Annotated in this window: 20 protein-coding genes and 2 pseudogenes; 11 read left to right on the top strand and 11 right to left on the bottom strand. The window is 62.1% G+C overall.

The window, feature by feature from the left end; genetic code table 11:
- Positions 1-36: 36 nt before the first annotated feature.
- The 3 genes and pseudogenes from AC0L39_RS03770 to AC0L39_RS03760 form a co-directional block, all read right to left on the bottom strand.
- Entirely contained in the window at positions 37-1,230 is a 1,194-nt protein-coding gene (locus AC0L39_RS03770) for a S8 family peptidase (RefSeq protein ID WP_473260853.1), read from the bottom strand.
- A 324-nt stretch (positions 1,231-1,554) separates the two neighbouring features.
- Positions 1,555-2,370 carry a substrate-binding domain-containing protein gene (locus tag AC0L39_RS03765; RefSeq protein ID WP_473260851.1) on the bottom strand — a complete coding sequence of 272 codons (816 nt, stop codon included), beginning with the start codon at positions 2,368-2,370 and terminating at the stop codon, positions 1,555-1,557.
- Positions 2,371-2,516: 146 nt separating this feature from the next.
- Positions 2,517-2,567: pseudogene (locus tag AC0L39_RS03760) on the bottom strand (hypothetical protein); the annotation flags it as partial.
- A gap of 152 nt (positions 2,568-2,719) precedes the next feature.
- Between AC0L39_RS03760 and zwf the strand changes: the two are divergent.
- The 5 genes and pseudogenes from zwf to AC0L39_RS03735 all read left to right on the top strand — a co-directional run bounded on the left by zwf (position 2,720) and on the right by AC0L39_RS03735 (position 10,674).
- Complete coding sequence (gene zwf, locus AC0L39_RS03755) at positions 2,720-4,183, top strand: glucose-6-phosphate dehydrogenase (protein WP_473260849.1); 1,464 nt, start codon at positions 2,720-2,722, stop codon at positions 4,181-4,183.
- On the top strand, positions 4,176-5,984 hold the full coding sequence (gene edd / locus AC0L39_RS03750; RefSeq protein ID WP_473260848.1) for a phosphogluconate dehydratase: 1,809 nt from the start codon (positions 4,176-4,178) through the stop codon (positions 5,982-5,984). Before zwf ends, edd begins: the two co-directional genes overlap by 8 nt.
- Positions 5,985-5,987: 3 nt before the next feature.
- The gene (locus AC0L39_RS03745) at positions 5,988-6,983 is read left to right on the top strand and encodes a glucokinase (protein WP_473260846.1); all 996 of its coding nucleotides are present in this window, start codon (positions 5,988-5,990) and stop codon (positions 6,981-6,983) included.
- A pseudogene (locus tag AC0L39_RS03740) lies at positions 6,980-9,770 on the top strand (phosphoenolpyruvate carboxylase). Before AC0L39_RS03745 ends, AC0L39_RS03740 begins: the two are co-directional and overlap by 4 nt.
- Before the next feature lie 112 nt (positions 9,771-9,882).
- Positions 9,883-10,674 (top strand): L,D-transpeptidase family protein, encoded by a 792-nt coding sequence (locus tag AC0L39_RS03735; RefSeq protein WP_473260845.1) that lies wholly within the window; start codon positions 9,883-9,885, stop codon positions 10,672-10,674.
- Here the strand turns inward: AC0L39_RS03735 and AC0L39_RS03730 are convergent.
- Positions 10,671-11,090: a hypothetical protein gene (locus AC0L39_RS03730; RefSeq protein WP_473260843.1), complete on the bottom strand. Its 420-nt coding sequence runs from the start codon at positions 11,088-11,090 to the stop codon at positions 10,671-10,673. The two genes, AC0L39_RS03735 and AC0L39_RS03730, sit on opposite strands and share 4 nt — an antisense overlap.
- On the bottom strand, positions 10,999-11,547 hold the full coding sequence (gene tilS / locus AC0L39_RS03725; protein ID WP_473262262.1) for a tRNA lysidine(34) synthetase TilS: 549 nt from the start codon (positions 11,545-11,547) through the stop codon (positions 10,999-11,001). The genes AC0L39_RS03730 and tilS overlap by 92 nt, the downstream gene beginning before the upstream one ends.
- Here tilS and AC0L39_RS03720 point away from each other — a divergent pair.
- On the top strand, positions 11,488-11,688 hold the full coding sequence (locus tag AC0L39_RS03720) for a hypothetical protein (protein ID WP_473260841.1): 201 nt from the start codon (positions 11,488-11,490) through the stop codon (positions 11,686-11,688). The genes tilS and AC0L39_RS03720 overlap by 60 nt on opposite strands.
- Positions 11,689-11,691: 3 nt before the next feature.
- Here AC0L39_RS03720 and AC0L39_RS03715 read toward each other — a convergent pair whose 3' ends face one another.
- The 4 genes from AC0L39_RS03715 to AC0L39_RS03700 form a co-directional block, all read right to left on the bottom strand.
- Positions 11,692-12,693: a tetratricopeptide repeat protein gene (locus tag AC0L39_RS03715; RefSeq protein WP_473260840.1), complete on the bottom strand. Its 1,002-nt coding sequence runs from the start codon at positions 12,691-12,693 to the stop codon at positions 11,692-11,694.
- Between the two features lie 211 nt (positions 12,694-12,904).
- Positions 12,905-13,765, bottom strand: a complete 861-nt coding sequence (locus AC0L39_RS03710) for a helix-turn-helix domain-containing protein (RefSeq protein ID WP_473260838.1) — start codon at positions 13,763-13,765, stop codon at positions 12,905-12,907.
- 133 nt (positions 13,766-13,898) lie between these two features.
- Positions 13,899-16,169 carry a phosphoenolpyruvate--protein phosphotransferase gene (gene ptsP / locus AC0L39_RS03705; protein WP_473260836.1) on the bottom strand — a complete coding sequence of 757 codons (2,271 nt, stop codon included), beginning with the start codon at positions 16,167-16,169 and terminating at the stop codon, positions 13,899-13,901.
- Positions 16,170-16,342: 173 nt separating this feature from the next.
- Positions 16,343-16,498, bottom strand: coding sequence for a YdcH family protein (locus AC0L39_RS03700; protein ID WP_473260834.1), 156 nt, complete (start codon positions 16,496-16,498; stop codon positions 16,343-16,345).
- 215 nt (positions 16,499-16,713) lie between these two features.
- Between AC0L39_RS03700 and AC0L39_RS03695 the strand changes: the two genes are divergently transcribed.
- Both AC0L39_RS03695 and AC0L39_RS03690 read left to right on the top strand, forming a co-directional pair.
- Positions 16,714-16,911: a YdcH family protein gene (locus AC0L39_RS03695; protein ID WP_473260832.1), complete on the top strand. Its 198-nt coding sequence runs from the start codon at positions 16,714-16,716 to the stop codon at positions 16,909-16,911.
- 160 nt (positions 16,912-17,071) lie between these two features.
- Positions 17,072-17,560, top strand: coding sequence for a DUF1465 family protein (locus tag AC0L39_RS03690; RefSeq protein ID WP_473260831.1), 489 nt, complete (start codon positions 17,072-17,074; stop codon positions 17,558-17,560).
- A gap of 24 nt (positions 17,561-17,584) precedes the next feature.
- Here the strand turns inward: AC0L39_RS03690 and glpK are convergent, their stop codons facing one another.
- The gene (gene glpK / locus AC0L39_RS03685) at positions 17,585-19,054 is read right to left on the bottom strand and encodes a glycerol kinase GlpK (protein ID WP_473260829.1); all 1,470 of its coding nucleotides are present in this window, start codon (positions 19,052-19,054) and stop codon (positions 17,585-17,587) included.
- 218 nt (positions 19,055-19,272) lie between these two features.
- Here glpK and AC0L39_RS03680 point away from each other — a divergent pair, with 218 nt between their 5' ends.
- Positions 19,273-20,157, top strand: coding sequence for an MBL fold metallo-hydrolase (locus tag AC0L39_RS03680; protein WP_473260827.1), 885 nt, complete (start codon positions 19,273-19,275; stop codon positions 20,155-20,157).
- 74 nt (positions 20,158-20,231) lie between these two features.
- Positions 20,232-21,014, top strand: coding sequence for a hypothetical protein (locus AC0L39_RS03675; RefSeq protein WP_473260825.1), 783 nt, complete (start codon positions 20,232-20,234; stop codon positions 21,012-21,014).
- Between the two features lie 11 nt (positions 21,015-21,025).
- Here the strand turns inward: AC0L39_RS03675 and AC0L39_RS03670 are convergent, their stop codons facing one another.
- Positions 21,026-22,384: a class I adenylate-forming enzyme family protein gene (locus tag AC0L39_RS03670; protein WP_473260823.1), complete on the bottom strand. Its 1,359-nt coding sequence runs from the start codon at positions 22,382-22,384 to the stop codon at positions 21,026-21,028.
- Between the two features lie 364 nt (positions 22,385-22,748).
- Between AC0L39_RS03670 and nadA the strand changes: the two genes are divergently transcribed.
- Complete coding sequence (gene nadA, locus AC0L39_RS03665) at positions 22,749-23,777, top strand: quinolinate synthase NadA (protein ID WP_473260821.1); 1,029 nt, start codon at positions 22,749-22,751, stop codon at positions 23,775-23,777.
- Positions 23,778-23,814 lie beyond the last annotated feature (37 nt).

The raw sequence follows: 23,814 nt of genomic DNA, 5'->3' as shown, positions 1-23,814 counted from the left end.
CTGCCCCCTGCTCAACGTTGACAACTCCTCACTCGATCAGATCACGTGCTCTTGCGGAGTGCCGATCCAGAAGGCCGATGTGTTGCAATCGACCCGACCATTGCCGAATTTCAAGGGGTCCTGGTCCCCGATCTTGTCGGCAAAGGTGTTGAGCAGCCAACGCACCTGCTTGTTGTTCACGCTGCGATGCGACCCCCAGGCGAGCGCTGCCGCGCCCGAGACGTGAGGGCGCGCCATCGAAGTGCCGCTCAGATTGCCATAACCGCCACCGCGCGTGGTGGAGCGTATAGCGACGCCCGGAGCTGCCAGTTCGATCTCGGCGCCGGTGTTGGAGAAACTCGCCAACTGGTCCGAGAAGTCGATTGCCGACACCGCGATCACATGCGGATAGCGTGACGGGAACAGCGGCTGGACACCATTGCCGGAATTGCCCGCGGCCGCCACCAGCAGCGCGCCGTCATCATAGGCCGCCTCGCACATATCGCCGAGCGCCTGCGGAGCGCCGCCGCCGCCGAGGCTCATGCTGGCAATGCGCGCGCCCTTCTTCGACATGATCCAGTCAAGTGCGGCAATAAGGTAACTCCAGCTTCCGCTGCCGGTGCTGGAGAGCACTTTGACCGGGTAGAGGTATGCATGTGGGGCGACGCCGACGACGCCGATGTTGTTGTCAACCGCGGCGACAGTGCCAGCACAATGCGTTCCGTGCCCGTTGAAATCCTCGGTGGTGCTTTCGGTCGGAACGAAGCTCTTGCCCGTGCGAAGATTGGCGACGAGGTCGGGGTGATCGGAATCGATCCCGGTATCGCAGATGAACACCTTGATCCCTTCGCCCATACTGCTCGGCCATGCTGCAGGCGCCTTGACCTGAGTGATCCCCGGAGGCGTGGTCTGCGCCAGCGCATCGGGGCCGTCGAGCGCATACATCTCGCCGTCATCCTCGATCCGGGCAATGTCCTTGTCCTTCTTGAGCTTCTGGATTTCGGCATCGGTGAGGTTCGCGATCAGGATCGGAGCCTCATACCGGTTCACGTCATAGCCGAGCTTGGCCATGTCCTGCCCGGATGCGACCGGGCGAGCCTGCGTGGAAACGCTGTCGGCGGTCACAAATGCGACCTCCTGGTCGATCGCGTTTTGCAGGATTGTCTGCTTGTCTTCGGACTTCGATCTCTTGTCCTTCTTCTTGAAGGTAATGATCACCGGTTTACGATTGGTCTTCTCTGCCTTTGCCATGATAATCTCCCACTATTATGGTTCGCATCATGCGCGTCGCAGGAACAACGTCCCGCGCGGTGGCTCTTCCACACCCGACCAATCTCGTTTGTTAGTTTTGTTAGATAACGCTGTATCGAATACAGTATCATAGAGATTGATTTGAGTTTTTTAACATTACGCTCCGAAATAATATTGTATATTTTGGGCAACTTTCGAATTCTTTTCTTTTCATGTATTTGAAGTCGACACTTGAAGCCCGGCATCGTCAAGACGTGCCTGGGGAGAGGCAGATTGCATGGAATGGAAATGAAGCGGCGCTGCGGCTCGCGCTGATCGGGCTTTCTAGGTGCTGCCGCGCTCAACCAACCGGACCGGAACCCGGCGGATGCTTAAGCGCGCGCCATCATCCGCCCCATCATCCGCAACCGCCTCGACCAAGAGCCTGCCAGCGCAATCGAGGTCTGGTTCGATCGTGGTAAGAGGCGGCGTGGTCATCTCACTGGCAGGAATACCGTCGAAACCGACCAGCTTCACGTCAGCGGGGACAGACCGGCCAGCCGCTTGCAGCGCTTCCATCACGCCGAATGCGAGCGCATCGCAAACCGCGAAGATGCCGTCGCATTCCGATCCGCTCGCAAGCAGTCGCTCGGTCGCCATACGGCCCTGCTCGCGGCGCGCTCCGCCCGGTTCGATCTCGGCCAGTCGGGCTACTGCGCCGAGTTCCTTTGCGCGGGCCTCGAATGCATCGACCCGCTCGGCAAATTGCCGCTGCGCGCTGGTGCGGGAGCCGACGCAAACGAGGTCCCTGCACCCCTTCTCGACCAAGTGCTCCGCGGCCAGCCTGGCCCCGGTTTCGTTGTCGGAAGAGACCCAATCGAGATCTCCGAGCGGCGACCCCCAATAGGCCACAGGCTGCGTGTTTTCGCCCACCTTGCGAAAGTAATCCCACGCAGCCCGATTGGCCGTGGTTCCGATTACGATCATGCCCTCGGCCTGACCGCGCTCGACGTAATGCCCGAACAACTTCTCTTCTTCCGATTGCAGCGACACCAGCACTTCCAGCCCGCGTTCAGCGGCTGCCGCGCAAATTCCGCCCAGCAGCGCGTAGGAAAACGGGTTGACGTCACGCGCTCCGCCGCCCGGCTTGCAAATGACCACTGTTGCCAGTGTGCCTGTATGTCCTCGCCGGAGCCGGGCCGCGCGCTCATCGACGAAGTAACCGAGTTCCTGTGCCGCATCCAAGACCTTGTCGCGCGTGGCTTCGCTGATGACGGTACCGATCCCGACAGCGCACGGCTGACGGTGGACTGGCTCACCCCGGCCCGCTCGGCAACGTCGAAACTGGTCACTCGCATCGGTTTGCGCGGAGTTTCCATGAAAAAGCCTCTCCCTCAAGGCGCAATTGAATAGCTATGCAGCGCTATGGCCGACAATGGTGCATCGCGCTAGGACTGTGGCAAACCGCGCGATGTCGCGGCACGTCTCTTGACGCGAGGGGAATGGATTGATGTCCGAACCGGCAATTAACGCTGACCGCCTGCTGCTGTTTGGCGCCACTGGCGACCTGGCGCGGCGGATGCTGCTGCCGAGCCTGTGTGCGCTCGATGCGGATGGATTGCTGACCGACAACCTCAGGATCATCGGCACAGCCCGAAGCGACATGGACGACAATGCGTTTCGCGACATGGCCCGCGAGGCTCTGGAGACCTTTCTTCCGGCGGAGCGGAGGGGCGGAATGGCGACCTTTCTCAACCGGCTTTCATATCAGGCGCTCGATGCGACCACGCTCGAAGGATATGAGGCGCTCGCGGAGAAGGTCGGCCCTTCGGACAATGCCAACGAGGACGGCGGCCTTGCGATTTTTCTCTCGACCGCGCCGAGCCTGTTTGGCCCCACGATTGCGGGCCTGCAACATGCGGGCCTGACCGGCGAGCATGTGCGTATCGGCCTGGAAAAACCGCTCGGGACCGACCTGGAAACAAGCTGTGCAATCAACGACGCGGTCGCCGAGGCGTTCAGCGAGGACCGCATTTTCCGGATCGACCACTACCTCGGCAAGGAGACGGTCCAGAACCTGCTCGCGCTACGCTTTGCCAATATCCTGTTCGAGCCGATCTGGAATTCGAACTATATCGATCATGTGCAGATTACCGTCGGCGAAACGGTCGGGCTGGAGGGCCGCGTCGCATTTTACGACGATGCAGGCGCGCTGCGCGATATGGTTCAGAACCACATGCTGCAATTGCTCGCGCTCGTCGCGATGGAGCCTCCCACGAGCTTCGATGCGACCGCCGTGCGTGATGAAAAGGTGAAAGCCCTGCGCGCACTGCGCCGCGTCGAGGCGAGCGAAACGGTGACTGGTCAGTACCGGGCTGGCGCAGTGAACGGCGAGGCTGTTCCCGGCTATGACGATGAACTCGGCAAGCAAAGCGACACCGAAACCTTCGTCGCGATCAAGGCGCACGTAGATAACTGGCGCTGGAAAGGCGTGCCGTTCTACCTGCGCACCGGCAAGCGCCTGCCTGAACGCGTGACCGAGATTGTCGTCAAATTCCGCTGCGTGCCGCACTCCATTTTCGAGGAGATGGGCGCGACGATGCAGCCTAACCGTCTGGTGATCGGCATCCAGCCCGAGGAGAACATCACGCTCTCGCTGATGGCGAAAGTTCCGGGACTTGGCGTGCAAGGCGTGCGGCTGCGCGAAGTGCCGCTGGAGATCACCATGCCCGATGCCTTTGTCGGCCAGCACCGCCGGATCGCCTACGAGCGCCTGCTGCTCGACCTGATCAATGCCGACCAGACGCTGTTCGTGCGGCGCGACGAGGTCGAGGCGCAGTGGCACTGGGTCGATGCGATCCGCGAAGTGTGGGAAACCGCAGACATCAAACCCAAGACATATGGCGCAGGCAGCTGGGGGCCGAGCGCTGCAATCGCCCTTGCCGAACGCGATGGAGTGAGCTGGCATGAGTAAACTCAACGATACCATCCACCGGGTGACCCAGCGGGTGATTGAAAACTCGCAAGACTCGCGCTCGTCCTATCTCGAGCTGATGCAGCGCGAGGCGGATCGCAAGCCCGAGCACAAGGACGTTGCCTGCTCCAACCTCGCCCACGCCTTCGCAGGCGCGCTGGAGGATCAGGACGCGATGAAGGCGGGGCGCGGCCCGAATATCGGCATCGTGACAGCATATAACGATATGCTGTCCGCGCATCAGCCCTATGGCCGCTATCCCGACAGGATGAAGATCTTCGCGCGCGAAGTCGGCGCGACCGCGCAGGTCGCAGGAGGGACGCCAGCAATGTGCGACGGCGTGACCCAGGGCGAAGACGGGATGGAACTCTCACTGTTCAGCCGCGATGTCATTGCGCTCTCAACCGGCATCGCGCTGTCACATCAGATGTACGACGGGATCGCCTGCCTCGGCATTTGCGACAAGATCGTGCCCGGCCTGCTGATGGGCGCGCTGCGCTTTGGCCACCTGCCTGCAGTGTTCGTGCCGTCAGGTCCGATGCCGTCGGGTATCTCGAACAAGCAGAAGCAGGAAACCCGCCAGAAATACGCGGCTGGCGAGATTGGGCGTGACGAGTTGCTCGAAAGCGAGCTTGGCTCGTACCACTCACCGGGAACCTGCACGTTCTATGGCACGGCCAATTCCAACCAGATGATGATGGAGATGATGGGGCTGCACATTCCGGGCAGCGCCTTCGTCCAGCCTGGGACCAAGCTGCGCCAGGCGCTCGACCGCGCCGCCATGCACCGACTGGCCCAACTGGCGGGCACGACCGAGCGGACGCTCGCACAGGTGGTAGACGAAAAGGCCATCGTGAACGCGGTGATCGGCCTGCTCGCGACCGGCGGATCGACCAACCATGCGATCCACATTCCGGCAATGGCCCGCGCCGCTGGCGTGATCATCGACTGGAACGATGTTGCCGAATTGTCGAGTGTCGTACCGCTGCTGGCACGGGTCTATCCCAACGGATCAGGCGACGTGAACCATTTCCACGAAGCAGGCGGCATGTCCTATGTCACCCACACGCTGCTTGAAGAAGGGCTCGCTCACGGCGATCTGTTGACCGTCTGGGAGGGTGGAATGGAAGCCTACACCGCCGAACCTGCGCTGGACGGCGAAGAGGCGCTCGCATGGACACCGGTAACCGAAAGCCGCGATGACAAGATGCTGCGCCCGGCCTCCGACCCGTTTCAGCCCGATGGCGGAATGCGGCTCGTTACTGGCAATCTCGGGCGCGCCTGTTTCAAATCTTCGGCTGTTGCGAAGGAACGCTGGACGGTCGAAGCGCCGTGCCGCGTGTTCGAGAACCAAAGGGACGTGGTCGCCGCTTTCAAGGCTGGCGAACTCGACAGGGACGTGGTCGTCATTGTCCGTTTTCAGGGTCCGCGCGCGAATGGCATGCCCGAACTGCACTCGCTCACGCCCTCGCTTGCCGTGCTGCAGGACCGCGGACACAAGGTCGCGCTCGTCACCGATGGCCGCATGTCTGGCGCGAGCGGCAAGGTGCCATCCGCGATCCACTGTACGCCCGAAGCGCTTGGCGGAGGGCCGCTATCGCTTCTTCAAGATGGTGACGTGATCAAGGTCTGCGCTGAGACCGGGGAGCTATCGACTAACGCCGACCTGTCAGCGCGCGAGGCCGCAACCGATCCGCAAAGCGAATGGGGCGTCGGGCGCGAAATGTACCGGATGCTGCAAACCCATGCCGACGGCGCGGAAAAGGGCGCATCGGCCATCCTCGCCAGCGCGGGGCTGTAAACGTTGGGTGACAGTCAAGATATCGTCGCGGTCGATATTGGCGGGACACATGCGCGCTTTGCTATCGCCACTATCGAATCTGGCGGCGCGATCACACTGGGCGAGCCGACGACGCTCCACACCGATGACCATGCAAGCTTCCAGACCGCGTGGGAGGATTACCGCGAACGCATGGGCGGCGCGCTGCCCGATGCGGTTACGATGGCAGTCGCCGGGCCGATCACGCCCGATCTTATCCGCTTCACGAACAATCCGTGGATCATCCGCCCGCCCCTGATCGGGAGCAAGCTGGGCTGCTCGCACTACACCATCGTCAACGATTTCGAAGCGGTTGCGCACGCCGCCGCGCGCGCTCCCACTGATCAATTCGTGCATCTCGCCGGACCCGACACCGCTCTCCCCGATCCGGGCACGATCAGCGTCCTTGGCCCCGGCACAGGCTTGGGCGTCGCCTATTTCTATCGCCGCCCGGACGGAACCTACCGCGTGCAGGCGACCGAAGGCGGCCACGGTGATTTTGCGCCGGTCGACGCGATCGAGGATGCAATCCTCGCGCGGCTCAGGAAACGGCACACACGCGTATCCGACGAGCGTGTCGTCTCGGGCCCGGCCATCGTTGACATCTACGCAGCGCTCGCCGCGATGGAAGGCCGCGCGGTTAAGGAAATGAGCGACATCGAAATCTGGACCGCAGGGATGGAAGGCGCAGACAGCCTCGCTGCTGCAGCGGTGGACCGATTTTGCCTTGCTCTCGGCTCGGTTGCTGGCGATATCGCGTTGATCCAGGGGGCGAAAGGCGTGGTTGTCGCTGGCGGCCTTGGTTACCGGATCCGCGAAACCATCGTGGCATCGGGCTTTGCCTCGCGCTTCACTGCCAAAGGGCGTTTTGCCGGGCTGATGTCTACACTTCCTGTAAAGCTAATTACCCACCCACAGCCCGGCCTCCTCGGCGCAGCGGCTGCTTACGTCCAGGAACACCTCGGAGAACCCAGCGCATGACCTTGCCGCTCAAGTCTACGGCCGATCTCAGCGCACGCCTCCAGGAATTGCACGCCCGCGCGCGCGAGACGCCTTTATTCAATCCGGTGTTCCAGCTGGGGCTCGACCTGTCGCGTGCGCTGGAGGCCGGATCGACCGATCTCGATGCCCTTGAGGCGCTGGTCGAAGAGCTCGAATGTTCCGGTCTGGAAGCACGTGCAACGCGTTTGCAGCGGCTGGTTTCACCGGTCACTCCAAAAGCCAATCACGACGCGCTGTCGAGCCGCGTTCGCCGCGAGCAGCGACTTCGATGAATTCAGAGCGCAGTGGGAGAGCCCGCGCCTGCACGCTGTCTTCACAGCGCACCCGACCTTCCTGATGACGCCCGACCAGACGGCCGCCGTCGCCGAGGCGGCCAGCAGCGATGCGCCGGTGACACGCTCGGTTTGCACCGCGCACTCGGCACGTCCGGATATCACGCTGGATTACGAGCACGGCGAAGTGACCAAGGCGCTCGCCAACGCGCAGGACGCGCGCGCGCTGATAGTGCGCGATACGCTGGCGCATGCGGCAAAGACCTGGCCCGAAAAGTGGCTCGATCTTGCGCCCCTGCCGTTTCGGTTCGCAAGCTGGGTCGGGTACGACATGGACGGGCGCACCGATATCAAATGGTACACCTCGATCCGTTTCCGCCTTTCCGAAAAGGCCGAGCGGTTGCTGCGCTTTGCCGATAACCTCGCCGAGATCGACAGCGACCATGCCGCCATCGAAACCTTGCGTGCGGGCGCCGACCATGCCGCCCGCAGCGCCGAGGATTTTGCCGAGGACTTGTCAGAACCCGAAGCGCTCTCGCAGGCTGCCAACCGGCTGACCTACGAGCATCCAGACAAGCTCACATCGCTCAAATCGATCATCGAAAGCCTCGAGACCGAGGCCCGCTCGGCCAGCGATACAGAACGCGCGATTGCTCTCAAGACCCTCGCCGCCTGTATGCGCGCCGACGGGCTTGGCATGGGGCACGTCCACTTCCGCGTAAATGCCAAACAGCTGCACAACGCCATTCGCAGCCGCCTGACCGATCAGCCCACCCTCGACCTCGCCAGCAAGGGCGCGATGGCGACCTTGCGCGCGCTGCTCGCCCGGATCGAGCCGATGCGCACCAATTTCGCCAGCCTCGCCATCGAAAGCTCGACTGCGATCCGGCAATTCCTCGCGATGGCGCAGATCCTCGAGCATATTGACGCCGATACGCCGATCCGGATGCTGATCGCCGAGTGCGAGCAGCCCTCGACGATCCTCGCCGCGCTGTATTTCGCGCGCGCTTTCGGAATCGAGGAAATGGTCGATGTGTCGCCGCTGTTCGAAACGGAAAGCGCGCTCGAACATGGCGGGCGCTTCCTCGATGCGCTGTGCGCGGAGGATCAGTACCGCGACTATGTCCGCCAGCGCGGGCGTGCTTGCATCCAGACCGGCTTTTCCGACGCTGGGAGGTTCGTGGGACAGATCCCGGCAAGCCTCGCCATCGAGCGGCTGCAAGGCCGGTTCGCACAGGCCATGGCGAAGAGCGGGCTGACCGATGTTTCCGCGCTGATCTTCAACACGCATGGCGAGAGCATGGGGCGCGGAGCGCATCCGGCAGGTTTCGACGACCGCCTGACATGGCCGATGAGCGCCTGGGCACGCGACCGGTTTGCGCGTTCGGACATCAAGCTTGAACCCGAGGTCAGCTTTCAGGGCGGAGACGGATACCTGTTCTTTGCAGGTCCGGAACTGGCCCTAGCGACGTTGTCGCGCATTGCCTGCTCGCCCCGGCACGATCCCAAGGCTGCGGATGACCCGTTCTACGACCGCACGGACCTGAGCCTCGATTTCTACCGTGCCATTCGCGCCGACCAGCGCCGCCACCTGCGCAGCGCGACCTATTCGCGCGCAGTCACGGCCTTCGGTCTGGGCCTGCTCAATTCGACAGGCAGCCGCGTTTCGCGCCGCCAATCCGACATTTCCGCCGACCGCGATATGAATTTGCGGCAGATACGCGCGATCCCGCATAATTCGATCCTGCAACAGCTTGGCTATCCGGTGAATGTCATCTCGGGCATCGGCAGCGCGGCGGACGGCAATTACGAAGAGCTCGCCAGCCTGATCGAAGCCAGCCCGCGCGGGCGGCAGTTGATCGGCCTTGCTCGCGCCTCGAACGCGCTTGCCAGTATCAAGACGGTGGCGGCGCATGGCGAGCTGTTCAATTCGGCTTATTGGGCCAGCCGCCCCTATCGCGGGACCGAGCCGCATTTGTCGGCAGCATGCGAGACCCTCGCCGAGTTCCTCACCAAGGATGACCGGACCGGCGTTTACCGCAGGCTCGCCTCGCGGCTGCGCGTCGATGCGCTCAAGTTCCACCGCTTGCTGGACCTGCTTCCCGCTGAAAGCCGCGACACGAACCGCGAAAACACACGACGGATGATCGGCGCGGCTCAATCTGTGCGGCTCGCGCTGATGCAGCACATATTCTTGAAAGCGGTATCGGTCCCGGTTTTCAGCCGCGCCAACGATATCAGCCGCGAAGACGTGCTCGAAATGGTCTTCTCGCTGCGGATTGAGGACGCCCTTGCGCAGATGCGGCGAGCCTTCCCGACCCATTTCCCTGAACCGAGCGACTTCGCAATGGACGCCCCCGCCGATTATCCCGATGCCTCCAGCGAAGGGTACGCCCAGATCGGGCGCGATTTTATCGATCCGATTGAGCGGGCCTATGCGCTCATGCTGCGTCTATCGATCAGCATCGCCAATCAGTTTGGGGCGCACGGTTAGAGGCCGCGCTTAAGTGCGACACGTTAACGATTGCGCCGTCCCCTCGTCCCTTCGCGAGACGACCGCGCGTTAGTCGCTGGCAGTTGAACGAGAAATTCGGTATATGTGCCGCATGAAAAAAGCACTCGATCTTGCGCGATTCACCGGTCTCTTGGCGCTCGTCGCATTCGCAGGCGGTACATCATATGCGAATGTTCAAGATGAACAGGATGTCGAAATCCGCGCCATAGATCCGGATACCGGCGCCCCTGCCGTCGCCTATGGCGCCGAGCGCGCACCGGGCGAAGACGCGCCGCGCATCGACGTCGAGATGCCCCGGCTGCCCGGTGACGTAACCGAAGGCGAAGCCCCGCACGGACCGGCGGCCCGCATGATCGCAAACCCCATCGTGCAGCCCGTTCCCGAGCCGGCCCCTGAACCGGCTATCGTCAGCGACGACCCTTTCGTAATCAAGAGCATCCTGCCGATCGCAGGAACCATACGCTATGGCGAGTGGCACTGGGATGAAAGCCGCGCGCCCAAAACCGGCGCAACAGTGATCACGGTCGATCTCGACGCACGGGTGATCAGCGTCTTCCGCGATGGCCATGAAATCGGCACCGCGGTCGCGCTGCTGGGCGCGCAGAAGCATCCCACTCCGCTTGGTTCGTTCCCTATCCTGACCAAGGAAAAGGACAACATCTCCGAAAAGTACAACAACGCCCCGATGCCCTGGACGCTGCGGCTGACGTGGGACGGGATTGCGATTCACGGTTCGCCGGTGCTCAACGGCTATGCGAGCCACGGTTGTATCGGAGTGCCCGATCCGTTCGCGGAGAAACTCTTCGCCATCGCCAAGCGCGGGGACATGGTCGTGATCACGCGCGGCGAGATGGTCGGCATCGGTGACAAGATCATCACCTAACCGTGATTGCGCGGCGGCTCCGGACTGAAGCGCCACACCCGCATGGTCACACCGGTGCGCTCGATCTGCTCGGTGCCCGGTACGACCAGCACCCCGGCAAGCGAAGCGTTATCGCCTAGCCACAAACGGTCGAATGCCCGCCCCGCCTCGCTGCGCGTTGCCGTTCCACCAAGCTCTGCGATGATCCGGCAAATCGTCTCGATCGCGATGGCGCGCGGGACATTGGCGTAATAGCGAAAGGCCCGGCCCTGATCATCGGAATCAGGGACAACATGCGTTTCCCAGTCTTCGGAGGCGAACCACTCGATGGCGCGCCAGGCGTCTTCAAGGTGCTCGGCACTCGTTGCTAGCGCCTGCCGGTCGATCCAGTCCTGCTCCGACAGAAGGCGGCGCGCGCGCGCGGTCGAATTGCTCATCGGTGTTGGAAGGATCGCGCACCGGCTCAATCCCTGCCTGCTCGACCACGGCTTCGAGTTCGGCCTTTGTCCAGCGTAGCAGCGGGCGAAAAAGCGTGCCGCCCCATCCGGGAATTTCGGCGGTCGAGCGGATGCCCGCGAGGCCCGGCACACCGCTGCCCCGGTTGAGGCGCATCATCACGGTTTCGGCCTGATCGTCCGCGTGGTGCGCCGTCATGACAGCGCCGACGCGGGTGGTATCGTGCCATTGTCCGAGCGCCAGATACCGCGCCGAACGGGCGCTCGACTGGATATTGCCTTCGGATATTTCGACCTTCAGCGTGGCGTGTTCGATACCGAGACTTTCGCACACCTTTGCCACGAATGCCGCTTCGCTCGCGCTTTCCGGGCGCAGACCGTGATCGACAGTTGCGGCTGCAACGTTGGCCGCACCGCATGCAGCATGGGCGAGGAGCAGGAGCGCGAGACTGTCGGGCCCACCCGAAACTGCGACACCCAGCCGCGCATCGGCGAAACCGAAGCGATCAAGGTCAGCGCGAAACCGCGCGATCAGATCGGGATGAAGGTCCGTATCAATGAGCGCCCCCTGCTACCTTAAGGCTCATCCTTCGCACGAAATCCTGCGGCGATTGGTCTCGTACTGGTCAAGCAAACGCCCGCTCGCGACCGCCGGATAAGTCTCGCCAAATTCTGCGAGGGCGATGCATGCCCGGCGCGTGTCTTCCATCGCGATCATGGCCTCCGCAAGATAAAGCAGGCTGTCCGGTGCCCGCGGCGCCGTCCGGTCGGCCTGGTAATTGCGCAAGAACCAGCGTGCGGCCTCTTCTGGCATATTGTCGTCGAGGAAAGCGCGCCCCAGCAGGTTGCGGCCCCATGTGACGCGCCAGTGATCGGAATACTGATCGACAAAGCTCGACAATTGCTGCCGCGCCTCGGGATAAAAGCCAGCATTCCAGAGCCGGAAACCATAGGAATATTCATCGTCGGCTGCATCGCCTGTTTGCGGCTTGGCGATTTCCTGAACTGCGGCGAGGCGCTCTGCACTCGGACCGGGAGTTTCGGGGTCGGCGCCAGGCTGGACGGCCGCCGGTTCTGCCGGGGCGGTTGCCGGAGCCGAAGCGCCGCCGGTCATGGCGCTCAGATTGGTCTCGGTAGAGGCGCGTTGTTCGACATTGACCGTTTCGGCTAGGCTCGCTCCTGCCGCTAGCGAGGATTCCAGCAACGCCAGCCGGCTCTGAATTTGGGAGACCGCATTGGCATTCTCTTCGCCAATTGCAGTCAGCCGCTGAAGCTGCGTTTCCATCGCATCGAGCCGAGCGAGAATGTCCGTAACCGCCGTGGTCGAAGGCGCGTTCGACGGTGTCTGCGCAGTGCTGGTTTCGCCGCTCGTGATCTGCGGTTCGAAATACCGACCGTCGCCGCCGGGAAAGACGCTGCGCTGGAGCGCGCGGATTTCGGCTTCGATTTTTCGCAGCCGGGAATCGGAAGAATTGTCCTGTGCCAAGGCGGGGACTGGCGAAGTCACGGCGGTTGCGGCGACGACCAATGCGGCGCCAGAGCGCACCAGGGTTTTCGAAATCTTTGATTGAAGAGCGATTTTCATGAGCTGTGTTGCTCCCTCTCTATGTGTTCGCGCTACCTGTTTGCGAAATGCCGCAAAGCGCGTGTTCGCGCTTGCCTGACCGGATTTTGCAATAGGGGATCAACCTGCCGGGCTGCGCATGAATATCAGCCGAATCTGTGCCGTCCGGCGCGCATCAAGTCGAGCGCGGCAGCTACTAAATCGGTGGGAAAGACTGCTGGGTTAACCGGGATCAATTGATCTGAGGCGCAGCAGCGTTGTCGGTCTCAGCTCGTGCGAGCAATGCCGATGCCGATATCGGCGTATCACCTAGCGTCATCGGCTCATTGGCGAGTTTGGGCACTTCCTGACCGTCGATCGTGATCGCAAAGGCATCGGGGCGGCCTGTGTTGATGAGCGGTGCCTCGGAATCTCCGGGTACTTCGAAAGTATCTCCGCTGGCCATCTGCGCTTCGAAAAAACGCTCGCCTTCGTCCTCGTAAAAACGCACCCAGACGCCGTCCTCCAGCGCGGTAAAAACGACTTGGCCCGAGGAATCGATCGACCGGCCACTGGTTGTCATCGCGCCGGATGAGCTGCCATCTTCGAGCGCCAGCTGGTCGGGATCCTCGTCGCTTTCGTTTTCAGTCACAAGCGGCGCGGGGCCGGTGCCCGCTGCGAAGTAGGTGCTGTAAAATGCAAAGATACCGACCGCGAGAATGACCGCGGCGGCGGCGCCAAACCATGCAAGTCCTGCTGACGGAAGCTTGGCCGGGTCACCCGGCTCCATGCCTCCTGCAAGCGCGGACTGGCGCGCGCGGCCATCGGCCAATTCTTCGCGAACCCTGTCGGTAATCTCGCCATCGTCGAGCCCGACTGCGCGGGCATAGGTGCGCGCGAATCCGATCGCGTATGCGCGCGATGGCAATTCGTCGAATGCGCCGTCCTCGATTGCCTCAAGGTGACGGACCGGAATGCGCGTTTCGGCTGCGATATGATCGAGCTCATACCCTTGCAGCTTGCGCGCTTCACGCAGGCGATCACCTGCGCCCGCCGGTACCTCTGCAGGCTCGGCAGTCAGCTCTTCCATGCTGCTGTCTTGCTCATCATTCATGACCCGATCCACTCTTGCGTGGGTTTTATACTATTTTCTGTTCCCCACCCAAGTATTTTTCGTCGAGTCCTGTCAAGGATTCGCGCGGCGGACCGGCGCGCGCCGGGGGCGGACTGTCTCTCGGCGCGGTATATCAGTCGGTTTCGATCTCGCGCGCTTCGGCCCATGCGGAAAGCTCCTTTCGCAGATCGACCGCAGGGTCGGTCAACCAGCCGGTCATCGCTTCACTGAGTTCTGCAAGATCGACCTTGCGCACCAGTTCCTTGATCGGACCGACTGCGGCAGGCGTAATCGAGAGCCTGCGAAAGCCAATACCGAGCAGCGCGAGAGCTTCCAGCCGGCGTCCACCCATCTCGCCGCACACACCCAGATCGACACCGCTGCCGACCGTCGATTGGACGACCCGGCGCAGGAACCTCATAATCGGCACGCTGAGCCAGTCGTAACGCTCGGCGAGTTTCGGGTTCGCGCGGTCGGCGGCAAACAGGAATTGGGTGAGATCGTTGGTTCCAACCGAGAGAAAGCTCAGCTTTGGCAGCAGGAGGTCCAGCACTTCTGCGAGGGCCGGGACTTCCAGCATCGCGCCGTAATGGATCGCATCGGGAAGCAGCTTTTTCTTGGTGCGCAGGAAAGCCAGCTGTTCATCGAAGACCTTTTTGGCGGCGTCGAATTCCCACGGCTCGGACACCATCGGGAACATCACATAGAGTGAGCGCCCGGCGCTTGCCTCCAGCAGGGCGCGCGCCTGCGCCTTCATCAACCCTTCGCGGGTGAGCGCCAGCCGCAGTGCGCGCCAGCCCATTGCGGGGTTCTCATCGGCGTCTGCGATGTCGGACGTCAGGTATGGCACGGCCTTGTCGCCGCCGATATCCACCGTGCGAAAGATGACGGGTTTCTCTCCCGCTGCGTCCAAAACGTCGCGGTAGAGGCGAAGTTGGCGCTCGCGCTGCGGCAGCGTGGCGGAAACGAGGAACTGGAATTCGGTGCGAAACAGTCCCACCCCGTCGGCGCCCGTCATGGCGAGCGCGCTGATATCGTCGCGCAGGCCGGCATTCATCATCACCTGAATGCGCGTTCCGCAGCGCGTGAATGGTTCCACGTCGCGCAACTCGGCATAGGCAGCCTGTTTTTCGCGCGACTTGGCGAAGCGCGTCTCGAATGCTTCCGCGACCGAGCCTGATGGGCGAATGGTTGCGCTGGCCGCCGCCGCATCAAGGAGCACTTCATCGCCATCGCGGATTATGCCTCGAATGCCGCTCGCGCGGCCTAGCACAGGCACTCCCATTGCGCGGGCAACGATCACCACATGCGCGGTGAGCGATCCCTCCTCCAGGATCACGCCCTTCAGCCGCCGCCGGTCGTATTCGAGGAGCTCAGCCGGTCCGAGATTGCGCGCAATCAGGATCGTGTCGCGCCGCAGGCCCTGCGACGCCGCCGTACCAAGCTGACCAGACACAATGCGCAGCAACCGGTTCGCAAGATCCTCCAGATCGTGCATCCGGTCCGCGAGCAGCGGATCGTCGATCTCGCGCATTCGCATCCTTGTGTGCTGTTGCACACGCTCGATCGCTGCCTCTGCGGTGAGCCCGCTGTCGATCGCTTCGTTGATGCGCCGCGACCACCCCTCGTCATAGGCGAACATCTTGTAGGTCTCGAGGACCTCCTCATGCTCTCCGCCAATTCCGAATTCGGCCTGTCCTGTCAGATTGTCGATCTGCTCGCGCATCTTGTCGAAGGCGCGGTAGACCCGCTGCCGCTCGGCCTCGGTGTCTTCGGCAACCACCTGCGTTATCTGAACGCGCGGTTGGTGATAGACCGCCTGACCCGCAGCGAGCCCGGTTACAAGCGTCAGGCCGGAGACGGTCTGCTGGCCGGTCTTGCCTTCGGTCAGCCCGCGCGCTTCCTCTTCATCGACGAGTTCGGCGTTGGCGATCAGCTCTGACAGGACCATGGCGGTGGTCTGAAGCGCCTCGATCTCGACCTCTTCATAGCGGCGCGGCTCGACATGCTGGACGCACAGCGCGCCCACAGCGCGTTCGCGGTAGACGATCGGCGCGCCGGCGAATGAGTGGAACTTGTCCTCGCCGGTTTCAGGGCGATACTGAAAGTCGGGATGCGCCTTCGCCTCGGCGAGATTCAAAGTCTCGACATTATCGGCAATGACCCCGGTCAGTCCCTCACCCACGGCCATGCGTGTCACGTGCACAGCGCTCTGGTTGAGACCGCGTGTCGCGAACAGTTCGAGCATCCCTTCGCGCAGGAGATAGATCGAACACACTTCGCTGGTGAGGCTTTCGCCGACGATCTCGACCACCCGGTCAAGCTTGCCCTGCGCGTGCATGCGCGAGGCCATAACCTCGTGAAGGTTGGTGAGAATCTGGCGGGCAGAGGCAGCTGCGGTCATGATGGTCCCGGCTTAGGCAGTCCGGCACGCAAAAGCAAAGCCAAGCGGTGCGGCCCGCAGGCCCCGCAAGTTGCGGCTGGACTGCCCGCGCATTCCGGAATCCGGGCGCGCAAGTGGTGCCCGATATCGCTCCGGAAATCGCCGTGGTCAGGAGAGACGGAAGCGCCGCAGTGTCAGGAGCTGCGTATTTCTTCCTTCAATCGCAACTTGTGTTTCTTGATCTGCTGGATCGTCGCTGCATCGGGCACGGGGCGGGCCATTTCTTCGCGAAGCTTGGCTTCGAGGCCGGCATGTTTGGATTGGAGTGCGTTGATGTGTGACGATGCCATGCATGTTCTCCTTTAGATCGGGGGACTGCCCCCGGGGGAACGACTCGGCACAAAGGCGGCTAGGGCCGCTGATTCCAATGAAACCACAGATGGGTTAACTTGCAAAGCGCTTCATTTGGGTGAAACGATGTGTGCGCAGAATCGCGGGGTGAATCGTTGGCTGGCCAAGCTATCGGAGCGGTGCCTATGCGAGCGCAAGTTGAGGACAATGATGAATGAATGAGCAAGAGCTGGTCAAGACGCTGGAACTGCTCAAATCCGAGCACGGCGACCTTGATGCCGCTATTGCCGCGCTGACCGAGGCCGGTGCATCCGACCAGCTCCAGATAGCCCGTTTGAAGAAACGCAAGCTCAGGCTGAAGGATCAGATTTCGATGATCGAGGATTCGCTACTTCCCGATATTATCGCCTGATTTCATCCGCTTCACGAAATCCGGCGCACCCCTGCCTCGCGTTGTCTCATGAAGGATATAGCAAATCTGTCCCGCGAAGGGACGGAATGAAATTGCAAGCGGATAATAACCATAATGCTATGGCTACACGCGCTTTCCGGGCGTAGCGAAAATCTCACGCATGACCCGCACCAGCAATCTTTCGCGCCCGATTATCGAGGCGCTCTACAGCGAAGCTCTTGTCCTTGCAGACGAAGTTCGCGCCGTGTTCGCACTCGGGACAAGGGAGCCGGGCATCGATGACGATGCGACAGTGCGCCTCGCGCTTTCGACCGAGGGACTCAAGACGACGACGCGCATGATGCACCTGCTGGCATGGCTGCTGAACCAGCGCGCGTTTTTCTCGGGCGAGATGACCGAGAACCAGGTGCGCAATCACGGCGCACTGCCGCCGGACCGTCCAGCCGATCCTGTGCAGCTCGATCTGCTGGAACCGGAAACCTGCGTCCTGATCGAGGAGACCGAAGCGCTCCATCAAAGGATTTCCCGGCTCGATCAGGCATGGCGGCAGGGGTTCGACATGGGCTCCCCGGCGCGCGCATTTCAGCACCGGATCGGGCGGGAATTCTCCCGATTGGAAATGCGGCAATCCGGACCTGCCCAGCGCTGAAAACCGCGGGCTGCAACCATTCGGTCAGGCGGCAGCCAAAGCTTTCGCCCATTGTTCAAGCCGGGCCGAACGCACATCCTCGGTCATGTCGGGCTCGAACCGTGTTAGCTTGCCGCGCATTGTCTCTGCAGCGCTTTCGAGGTCCGGATAAAGGCCAGCCCCCGCAGCCGCCAGCATCGCTGCGCCCAAGGCCGTCGTTTCGACGAAATCGGGCCGCTCCACCGGAATATTTAGGATGTCGGCGAGGTCCTGCGCCATCCACGTATTCGCGGCCATCCCGCCATCGATCCGCAGCGTCTCCCATGCCGTGCCATCGGCAGCGAATGCGCGAGCGAGATCGTGCGTCTGATGTGCCATCGCTTCCAGCGCGGCGCGCGCCAGTTGCGGTTTTCCGCTCGCAAAACTCAGACCCGAAATGACACCTCTCGCCTCGGCCCGCCAATGCGGCGCGCCCAGACCTGCAAGCGCGGGCACGATCGTCACGCCCCCTGAGTCCGGGATCGAGCGCGCCAGTTCTTCGGTCTGGCTGGCCACTTCGACAATGCCCAGCGAATCGCGCAGCCACTGGACGAGGCTGCCCGCGACGAACACCGATCCTTCGATAGCGTAGGTCCGCTCGCCGCCGATTTGCGACAACACCGTGCCGAGCAGGCGGTTGGCGGATCGCGGAATATCTTTGCCTTGATTGGTGAGCACGAATGCGCCCGTGCCATAGGTTGCCTTGGTCTCACCCGGTGCAAGGCAGGCCTGACCGATGGTCGCCGATTGTTGGTCGCCTGCCATGCCGGTGATCGGGATCGCCCTTCCAAACAGCGATGGATCGGTTTCGCCAAGCGCGCCGGACATGTCGATCACTTCGGGAAGCGCGGCGCGCGGCACGCCCAACAGGTCGCACAACCCCTCGTTGAATTGCGTGCCCGCCAATTCGAGCAGCAGCGTGCGGCTGGCATTGCTCGCGTCGGATACATGCTCGCCGCCGGTCAGCTTGAAGGTCAACCAGCTTTCGACAGTGCCAAACGCGAGCGTGCCCTTGTCCGCCGCCGCGCGCACTTCGGGCACGTTGTCGAGCATCCAGCGCATTTTCGTGCCCGAGAAATACGGATCGAGCAGCAGACCGGTGCGCGCCTGCACCGCCTCCTCGTGCCCGGCGTCGCGCAATTCCATGCACAACGGCTCGGTCCGGCGATCCTGCCACACGACCGCGTGAGTGAGCGGCTCGCCCGTATCCTTGTCCCAGGCGACCACCGTTTCCCGCTGGTTGGTGATGCCGATAGCGGCAATCGCCGCCGCTCCGCCCGCCTTCGGAATGATGTCGAGCGCGCATTGGAGGGTCTTGTTCCATATCTCGGACGCATCGTGCTCGACCCAGCCGCTGTGCGGATAATGCTGCGTCAGCTCCTGCTGCGCGGATGCGATGAGCACACCGTCGCTCGCGAAGAGCATCGCGCGTGTGGAAGTGGTGCCTTCGTCGAGAACGAGAATGTAGTCGGACATAGTGTTTGCGCCACCGCTTCGCTGCTTGAGCGCAGGAGAAATCATCGCCCGCGTCTCTCAAATGAACCACAGCGCTAAAACGGTCGCGCAGCGACCGCAAGGGCGACCGCCCGCCTGCAGTGACGCGACCTTCAGGCCGCGTGAACGAGCATACCCGCGCGCGGTGATGTGTGCACCGGCGCTTGAGGCGATAACAAAAGACGCCCATATGGCAAAGCATGGCAGGCATTCCTCCCAAACCGTGGCCCACCGGAGAAGCTGAGCTGGTCGAACCGCTGGTGAGGCGCGTGCTTGCTCCCAATCCCTCGCCTTACACCTATACCGGCACCCAGACCTATGTTGTCGGTGCGGGCGAAAATGTCGCGGTCATCGACCCCGGCCCCAATGATAGCGCGCATATCGACGCAATATTGGCGGCCGTAGGCGATGCCGAGGTGCGCGCCATCATGTGCGCGCACACCCACCGCGACCACTCACCCGCCGCCGCTCCGCTTGCTCAGAAGACGGGCGCACCGGTCGTCGGCTGCGCGCCGCTGGTGCTCAAGACCGATTTGCCGCGCGCGGATGAGGCGTTCGACACCACTTACTCCCCCGATCGCGTGCTCGAGGATGGGGAGCAGATGCGCGGAACCGGCTGGACGCTGACGGCAGTAGCAACGCCGGGTCACACCTCGAACCATTTGTGTTTTGCGCTGGAGGAGAGCGGCGCGCTGTTCACTGGCGACCACGTCATGGGCTGGTCGACCAGCGTCGTCATCCCTCCCGATGGAGACATGGGCGATTACATGGCGAGCCTCGAGAAACTCCAGGCGCGCGAGGATATTGTCTACCATTCGGCTCATGGAGCGGCGATTACCAAGCCTCGGCAATTGGTGCGCGGCATGATCGGCCACCGCCGCCAGCGCGAAAACCAGATTTTGCGCCTGATGGGCGAGCAGCCGCGCGCCGTCTCCGAATTCATCCCGCACATGTACAAGGGGCTGGACGAGCGCCTGATCCCAGCTGCCGAGATGAGCGTCACGGCTCACCTGATCGACCTGGAAAAGCGCGGACTTGCAAGCCGCGCCCATGAAGCCGGCGTCGAAATCTGGCGCGTTAATTGACGAGTTCGGGCCGCTGCGCTTAATCTTTCAGTTCCAATCGGGGTCGCTTGTATCTGAAGGGGGAGAACAAGCCGATGGCAACTGCAGCGGCGGCAGTACCGGGCGAGGCAAATGGAATCGAGAAGACGCGTTTCTTCACGATCATGGCGTTCGTCATGTCGTTCATCATCCTTGCCGGATTCTCGGTTCAACTGGGCATGGGCCGATCAAGCTTTGATGTGCCGTGGCCCTATCACCTGCACGGAGTGATCTTCATGGGGTGGATCGGCCTCTATCTCGCTCAACATGTGACGATCGGGAGTGGCAACCGCTCACTGCGCGCCAGTCTCGGCAAGGCGGCGTACCTCTTCGTTCCGACCATGGTTGCGACAGGCGCGCTGATCATGATTGTGGTCGCGCAGCGCAATGGCGGCCCATTCTTTTTTCACAAGAGCGAATTCCTGTGGAGCAACATCATGGTCCTATGGTGCTTCGGCGGATTGGCATTGTGGGCCATGATGCGAAGGCGGTACACCGGGTGGCACAGGCGGCTGATGCTGTGCGCGATGGCGATCCTGACCGGGCCGGGGCTTGGCCGGTTGCTTCCGCTGCCGCTGATGATCCCCAATTCGTGGCTGATCACGACGATTGCCACCTTCACGTTTCCATTCATTGGCATCATCGCCGATTGGCGCAGCCGGGGCAGCGTGCACCCGGCTTATTGGTGGGGGCTCGGCGCTTATGCTGCGACCTTCGCTGTGAGCATGGCGCTCGGTTATTCGGAATTCGGCATCGCCGTGACCGAATGGGTGGTCGAAGGCACACTCGGAGCCGCGCGCCCGATTGAACCGTTCCTGCCGCCCGGGTTCATCATGTAGGCAGAGGCTGGCTAGGCCTCGGCATACTCGCCGCGCGCAAACCCCTCTGCCATCGCGAATTTCTGGATTTTGCCCGATCCGGTCATCGGATATTCCTCGACCCAGACCCAGTGCTGCGGTGTCTTCTGGGGTGACAGCCGCTCGCGCATGAAGACCTTGAGTTCGGCGGTCGCGGGCCGCTGCGCGCCCTGCGCCAACCGCATGAAGCAGGCGACGACCTCGCCCCATTTTTCGTCCGGGACGCCGGCCACCGCGACTTCGATGATATCCGGGTGTTCCAGCAGCGCATTCTCGATCTCGGCCGGGAACAGGTTTTCCCCGCCGCGAATGATCATTTCCTTCACGCGCCCGGTAATCTTGACGTAGCCGCGGGAATCCATTGTCCCCAGATCGCCGGTATGCAGCCACCCACCGGCATCGATTGTTTCAGCGGTGGCCTCCGGATTGTCGTTGTAGCCCGCCATTACATTGTAACCGCGCGCGCAAATCTCTCCTTGCGCGCCGACCGGGCAGATCGAATTGTCATCCACATCGCGGATCGACACTTCGAGATGCGAGATCGGCTGTCCGATGGTCTCCGTGCGATCCTCCAGACTGTCATCCGCCCAGCCGAAAGTGATCACCGGGCAAGCCTCGGTCTGCCCGTAAACCACCTGAGTGGGCGCTCCGAAAACCTCTTCGGCATTGCGGGCAAGTTCAGGTGCAACCATCGCTGCCCCGGACATGAGCGCGCGGACGGAACTCACGTCATTGCCGGACCGGCGCGCTTCATCGACCATCATGGTGAGCATGGTGGGGACGCCGCCGGTAAATTCCGGGCGCTCTCTTTCGATGACTTCGATCATCATTGCCGGATCGAAATGCGGCAGGGGTATGAATGTCATGCCCAAGGCGAGGCATCCGAACATGAAGCACGAAGATCCTGCGTGAAACAGCGGCGTCGGAGTGAGGTTCGACGCACCCGGCATGCACCCCCAACGCAGCATCAGGTCGGTATTGTTCTGGATGATTGCGGATTGCCGGAGCAAAACTCCTTTGGGAAAGCCGGTTGTGCCGGACGTATACTGGATCTGCATGATCCCGTCGGGCTCGAGCTCTGCAAGCGTGCCTTTTGCATGACCTGAAATTACGGCATCCAGATCGGTCAGGTCGATCCGCGTCTTCACCCGTTGCAGGTCCGCACATGCTTCCGACACCACGGGCGCAAGGGGCGTTCCCCGCGCGTGGGGCCCATGATAGACCGCTTCCGCCCCGGATTGTTCGAGAACGTAATTCAGTTCGCGCGCGATAAAGGCCGGGTTGACGGTGACCACGGTCAGGCCTGCCAGCGCGCAGCCGAATTGCATCAACACCCATTCGGGGCAGTTCATTGCGTAGATCGCGACCCGCGCGCCCGGTGAGTGCCGCGAGGCGAGCGCCCGGTACGACTTTCTCGCAATCGGCGAGCAATTCTGCGTAATTCCATTCGCGACCGCGCTCGCCATCGGGCAGGATTTCGCGCAAGGCCGTTTGCTTGCCGCGAGATCTGGTGTGCTCGCGCAAAAGCCCCGCAATGGTGCGGGTTTCAAAAGGCGTATCCGCCTGGGCCGGGAAATGCGACTCGGTCAGATTTAGCTCGTACATCGCATCCATCTCCAATCGGGATCGTTGATTCGGTGCGACCTAAAGCCCTCGTAAAATGCCAGATTCCGCTTATATGGAAAGCGAAATCCTACAGATGACCGGGTGGAATGAATGAGCGTTGAGACCAAAGTCCCCACAGGCCAAGACTTGCTGGCCGAGATTGATCGCCTGCGCAAAGAGCGCAATGCAGTGATCCTCGCGCATTATTACCAGACTCCCGATATTCAGGATATTGCCGACTATGTCGGGGATTCGCTCCAACTGAGCCAGATGGCAGCAGAGACCGACGCGGATGTCATAGCGTTTTGCGGCGTCAAATTCATGGCGGACACGGCAAAGATCCTCTCGCCAGAGAAGATCGTGGTCCTGCCGGACATGGACGCAGGGTGCTCCCTCGAAGACAGCTGCCCGCCCGAGAAATTCAAGGCGTTCCGCGAGGCTCACCCCGATCACATCGCGCTTACATACATCAATTGCTCGACCGAGGTGAAAGCGCTCTCGGACGTGATCGTCACGAGCTCCAGCGCCGAGACGATCCTCCAGCAGATTCCTGAGGACCAGAAAATCATCTTCGGTCCCGACCGTCACCTTGGCGGTTACCTCAGCCGCAAGTTCGACCGCGAAATGCTGCTGTGGCCGGGCGTGTGCATCGTCCACGAAGCCTTCAGCGAGACCGAGTTGCTCAAATTGAAGGAGCAGTATCCGGACGCCCCCGTCGCCGCTCACCCCGAGTGCCCGCCCGCTATCATCGACCATGCCGATCACGTCGGCTCGACAAGCTCTATCCTGTCGTTTGCAAAAAATTTCGAAGGCGACACCCTGATCGTCGCGACCGAACCGCACATCATGCACCAGATGGAAAAGGCGCTGCCAAACAAGACCTTCATCGGCGCGCCCGGCGCGGACGGAAACTGCAATTGCAACATCTGCCCGTACATGGCGCTCAACACGATGGAAAAGCTCTACGTCGCGCTGCGCGATCTCGAACCTCGCATCGAGATCGAGGAAGGCCTGCGGATAAAGGCCAAGGAAAGCCTCGACCGGATGCTGGAAATGGCCAGCGACAGTGTTGGCAAGGGCGATATCGGCAAGGTCGCCATCGAGGACGTGCCCGAAAACGAGGTGCCGAGCGGAGACTGATCTGCGCACCCAATTGTCCATTTCATGCGTTTGATCA

The sequence above is a fragment of the Erythrobacter sp. K21-9 genome (genome assembly GCF_055808355.1).
This window is presented reverse-complemented; position numbering and strand designations above follow the sequence as displayed.

Bases quoted from the DNA above. Each gene is read 5' to 3' on its own strand.
- AC0L39_RS03770 (WP_473260853.1), bottom strand. From the start codon at position 1,230: ATGGCAAAGGCAGAGAAGACCAATCGTAAACCGGTGATCATTACCTTC.
- ptsP (WP_473260836.1), bottom strand. From the start codon at position 16,169: ATGACCGCAGCTGCCTCTGCCCGCCAGATTCTCACCAACCTTCACGAG.
- AC0L39_RS03710 (WP_473260838.1), bottom strand. From the start codon at position 13,765: ATGAATGATGAGCAAGACAGCAGCATGGAAGAGCTGACTGCCGAGCCT.
- AC0L39_RS03700 (WP_473260834.1), bottom strand. From the start codon at position 16,498: ATGGCATCGTCACACATCAACGCACTCCAATCCAAACATGCCGGCCTC.
- AC0L39_RS03675 (WP_473260825.1), top strand. From the start codon at position 20,232: ATGGCAACTGCAGCGGCGGCAGTACCGGGCGAGGCAAATGGAATCGAG.
- AC0L39_RS03695 (WP_473260832.1), top strand. From the start codon at position 16,714: ATGAATGAGCAAGAGCTGGTCAAGACGCTGGAACTGCTCAAATCCGAG.
- nadA (WP_473260821.1), top strand. From the start codon at position 22,749: ATGAGCGTTGAGACCAAAGTCCCCACAGGCCAAGACTTGCTGGCCGAG.
- glpK (WP_473260829.1), bottom strand. From the start codon at position 19,054: ATGTCCGACTACATTCTCGTTCTCGACGAAGGCACCACTTCCACACGC.
- zwf (WP_473260849.1), top strand. From the start codon at position 2,720: ATGTCCGAACCGGCAATTAACGCTGACCGCCTGCTGCTGTTTGGCGCC.
- AC0L39_RS03690 (WP_473260831.1), top strand. From the start codon at position 17,072: ATGACCCGCACCAGCAATCTTTCGCGCCCGATTATCGAGGCGCTCTAC.
- edd (WP_473260848.1), top strand. From the start codon at position 4,176: ATGAGTAAACTCAACGATACCATCCACCGGGTGACCCAGCGGGTGATT.
- AC0L39_RS03735 (WP_473260845.1), top strand. From the start codon at position 9,883: ATGAAAAAAGCACTCGATCTTGCGCGATTCACCGGTCTCTTGGCGCTC.
- AC0L39_RS03670 (WP_473260823.1), bottom strand. From the start codon at position 22,384: ATGAACTGCCCCGAATGGGTGTTGATGCAATTCGGCTGCGCGCTGGCA.
- AC0L39_RS03680 (WP_473260827.1), top strand. From the start codon at position 19,273: ATGGCAGGCATTCCTCCCAAACCGTGGCCCACCGGAGAAGCTGAGCTG.
- AC0L39_RS03730 (WP_473260843.1), bottom strand. From the start codon at position 11,090: ATGAGCAATTCGACCGCGCGCGCGCGCCGCCTTCTGTCGGAGCAGGAC.
- AC0L39_RS03715 (WP_473260840.1), bottom strand. From the start codon at position 12,693: ATGAAAATCGCTCTTCAATCAAAGATTTCGAAAACCCTGGTGCGCTCT.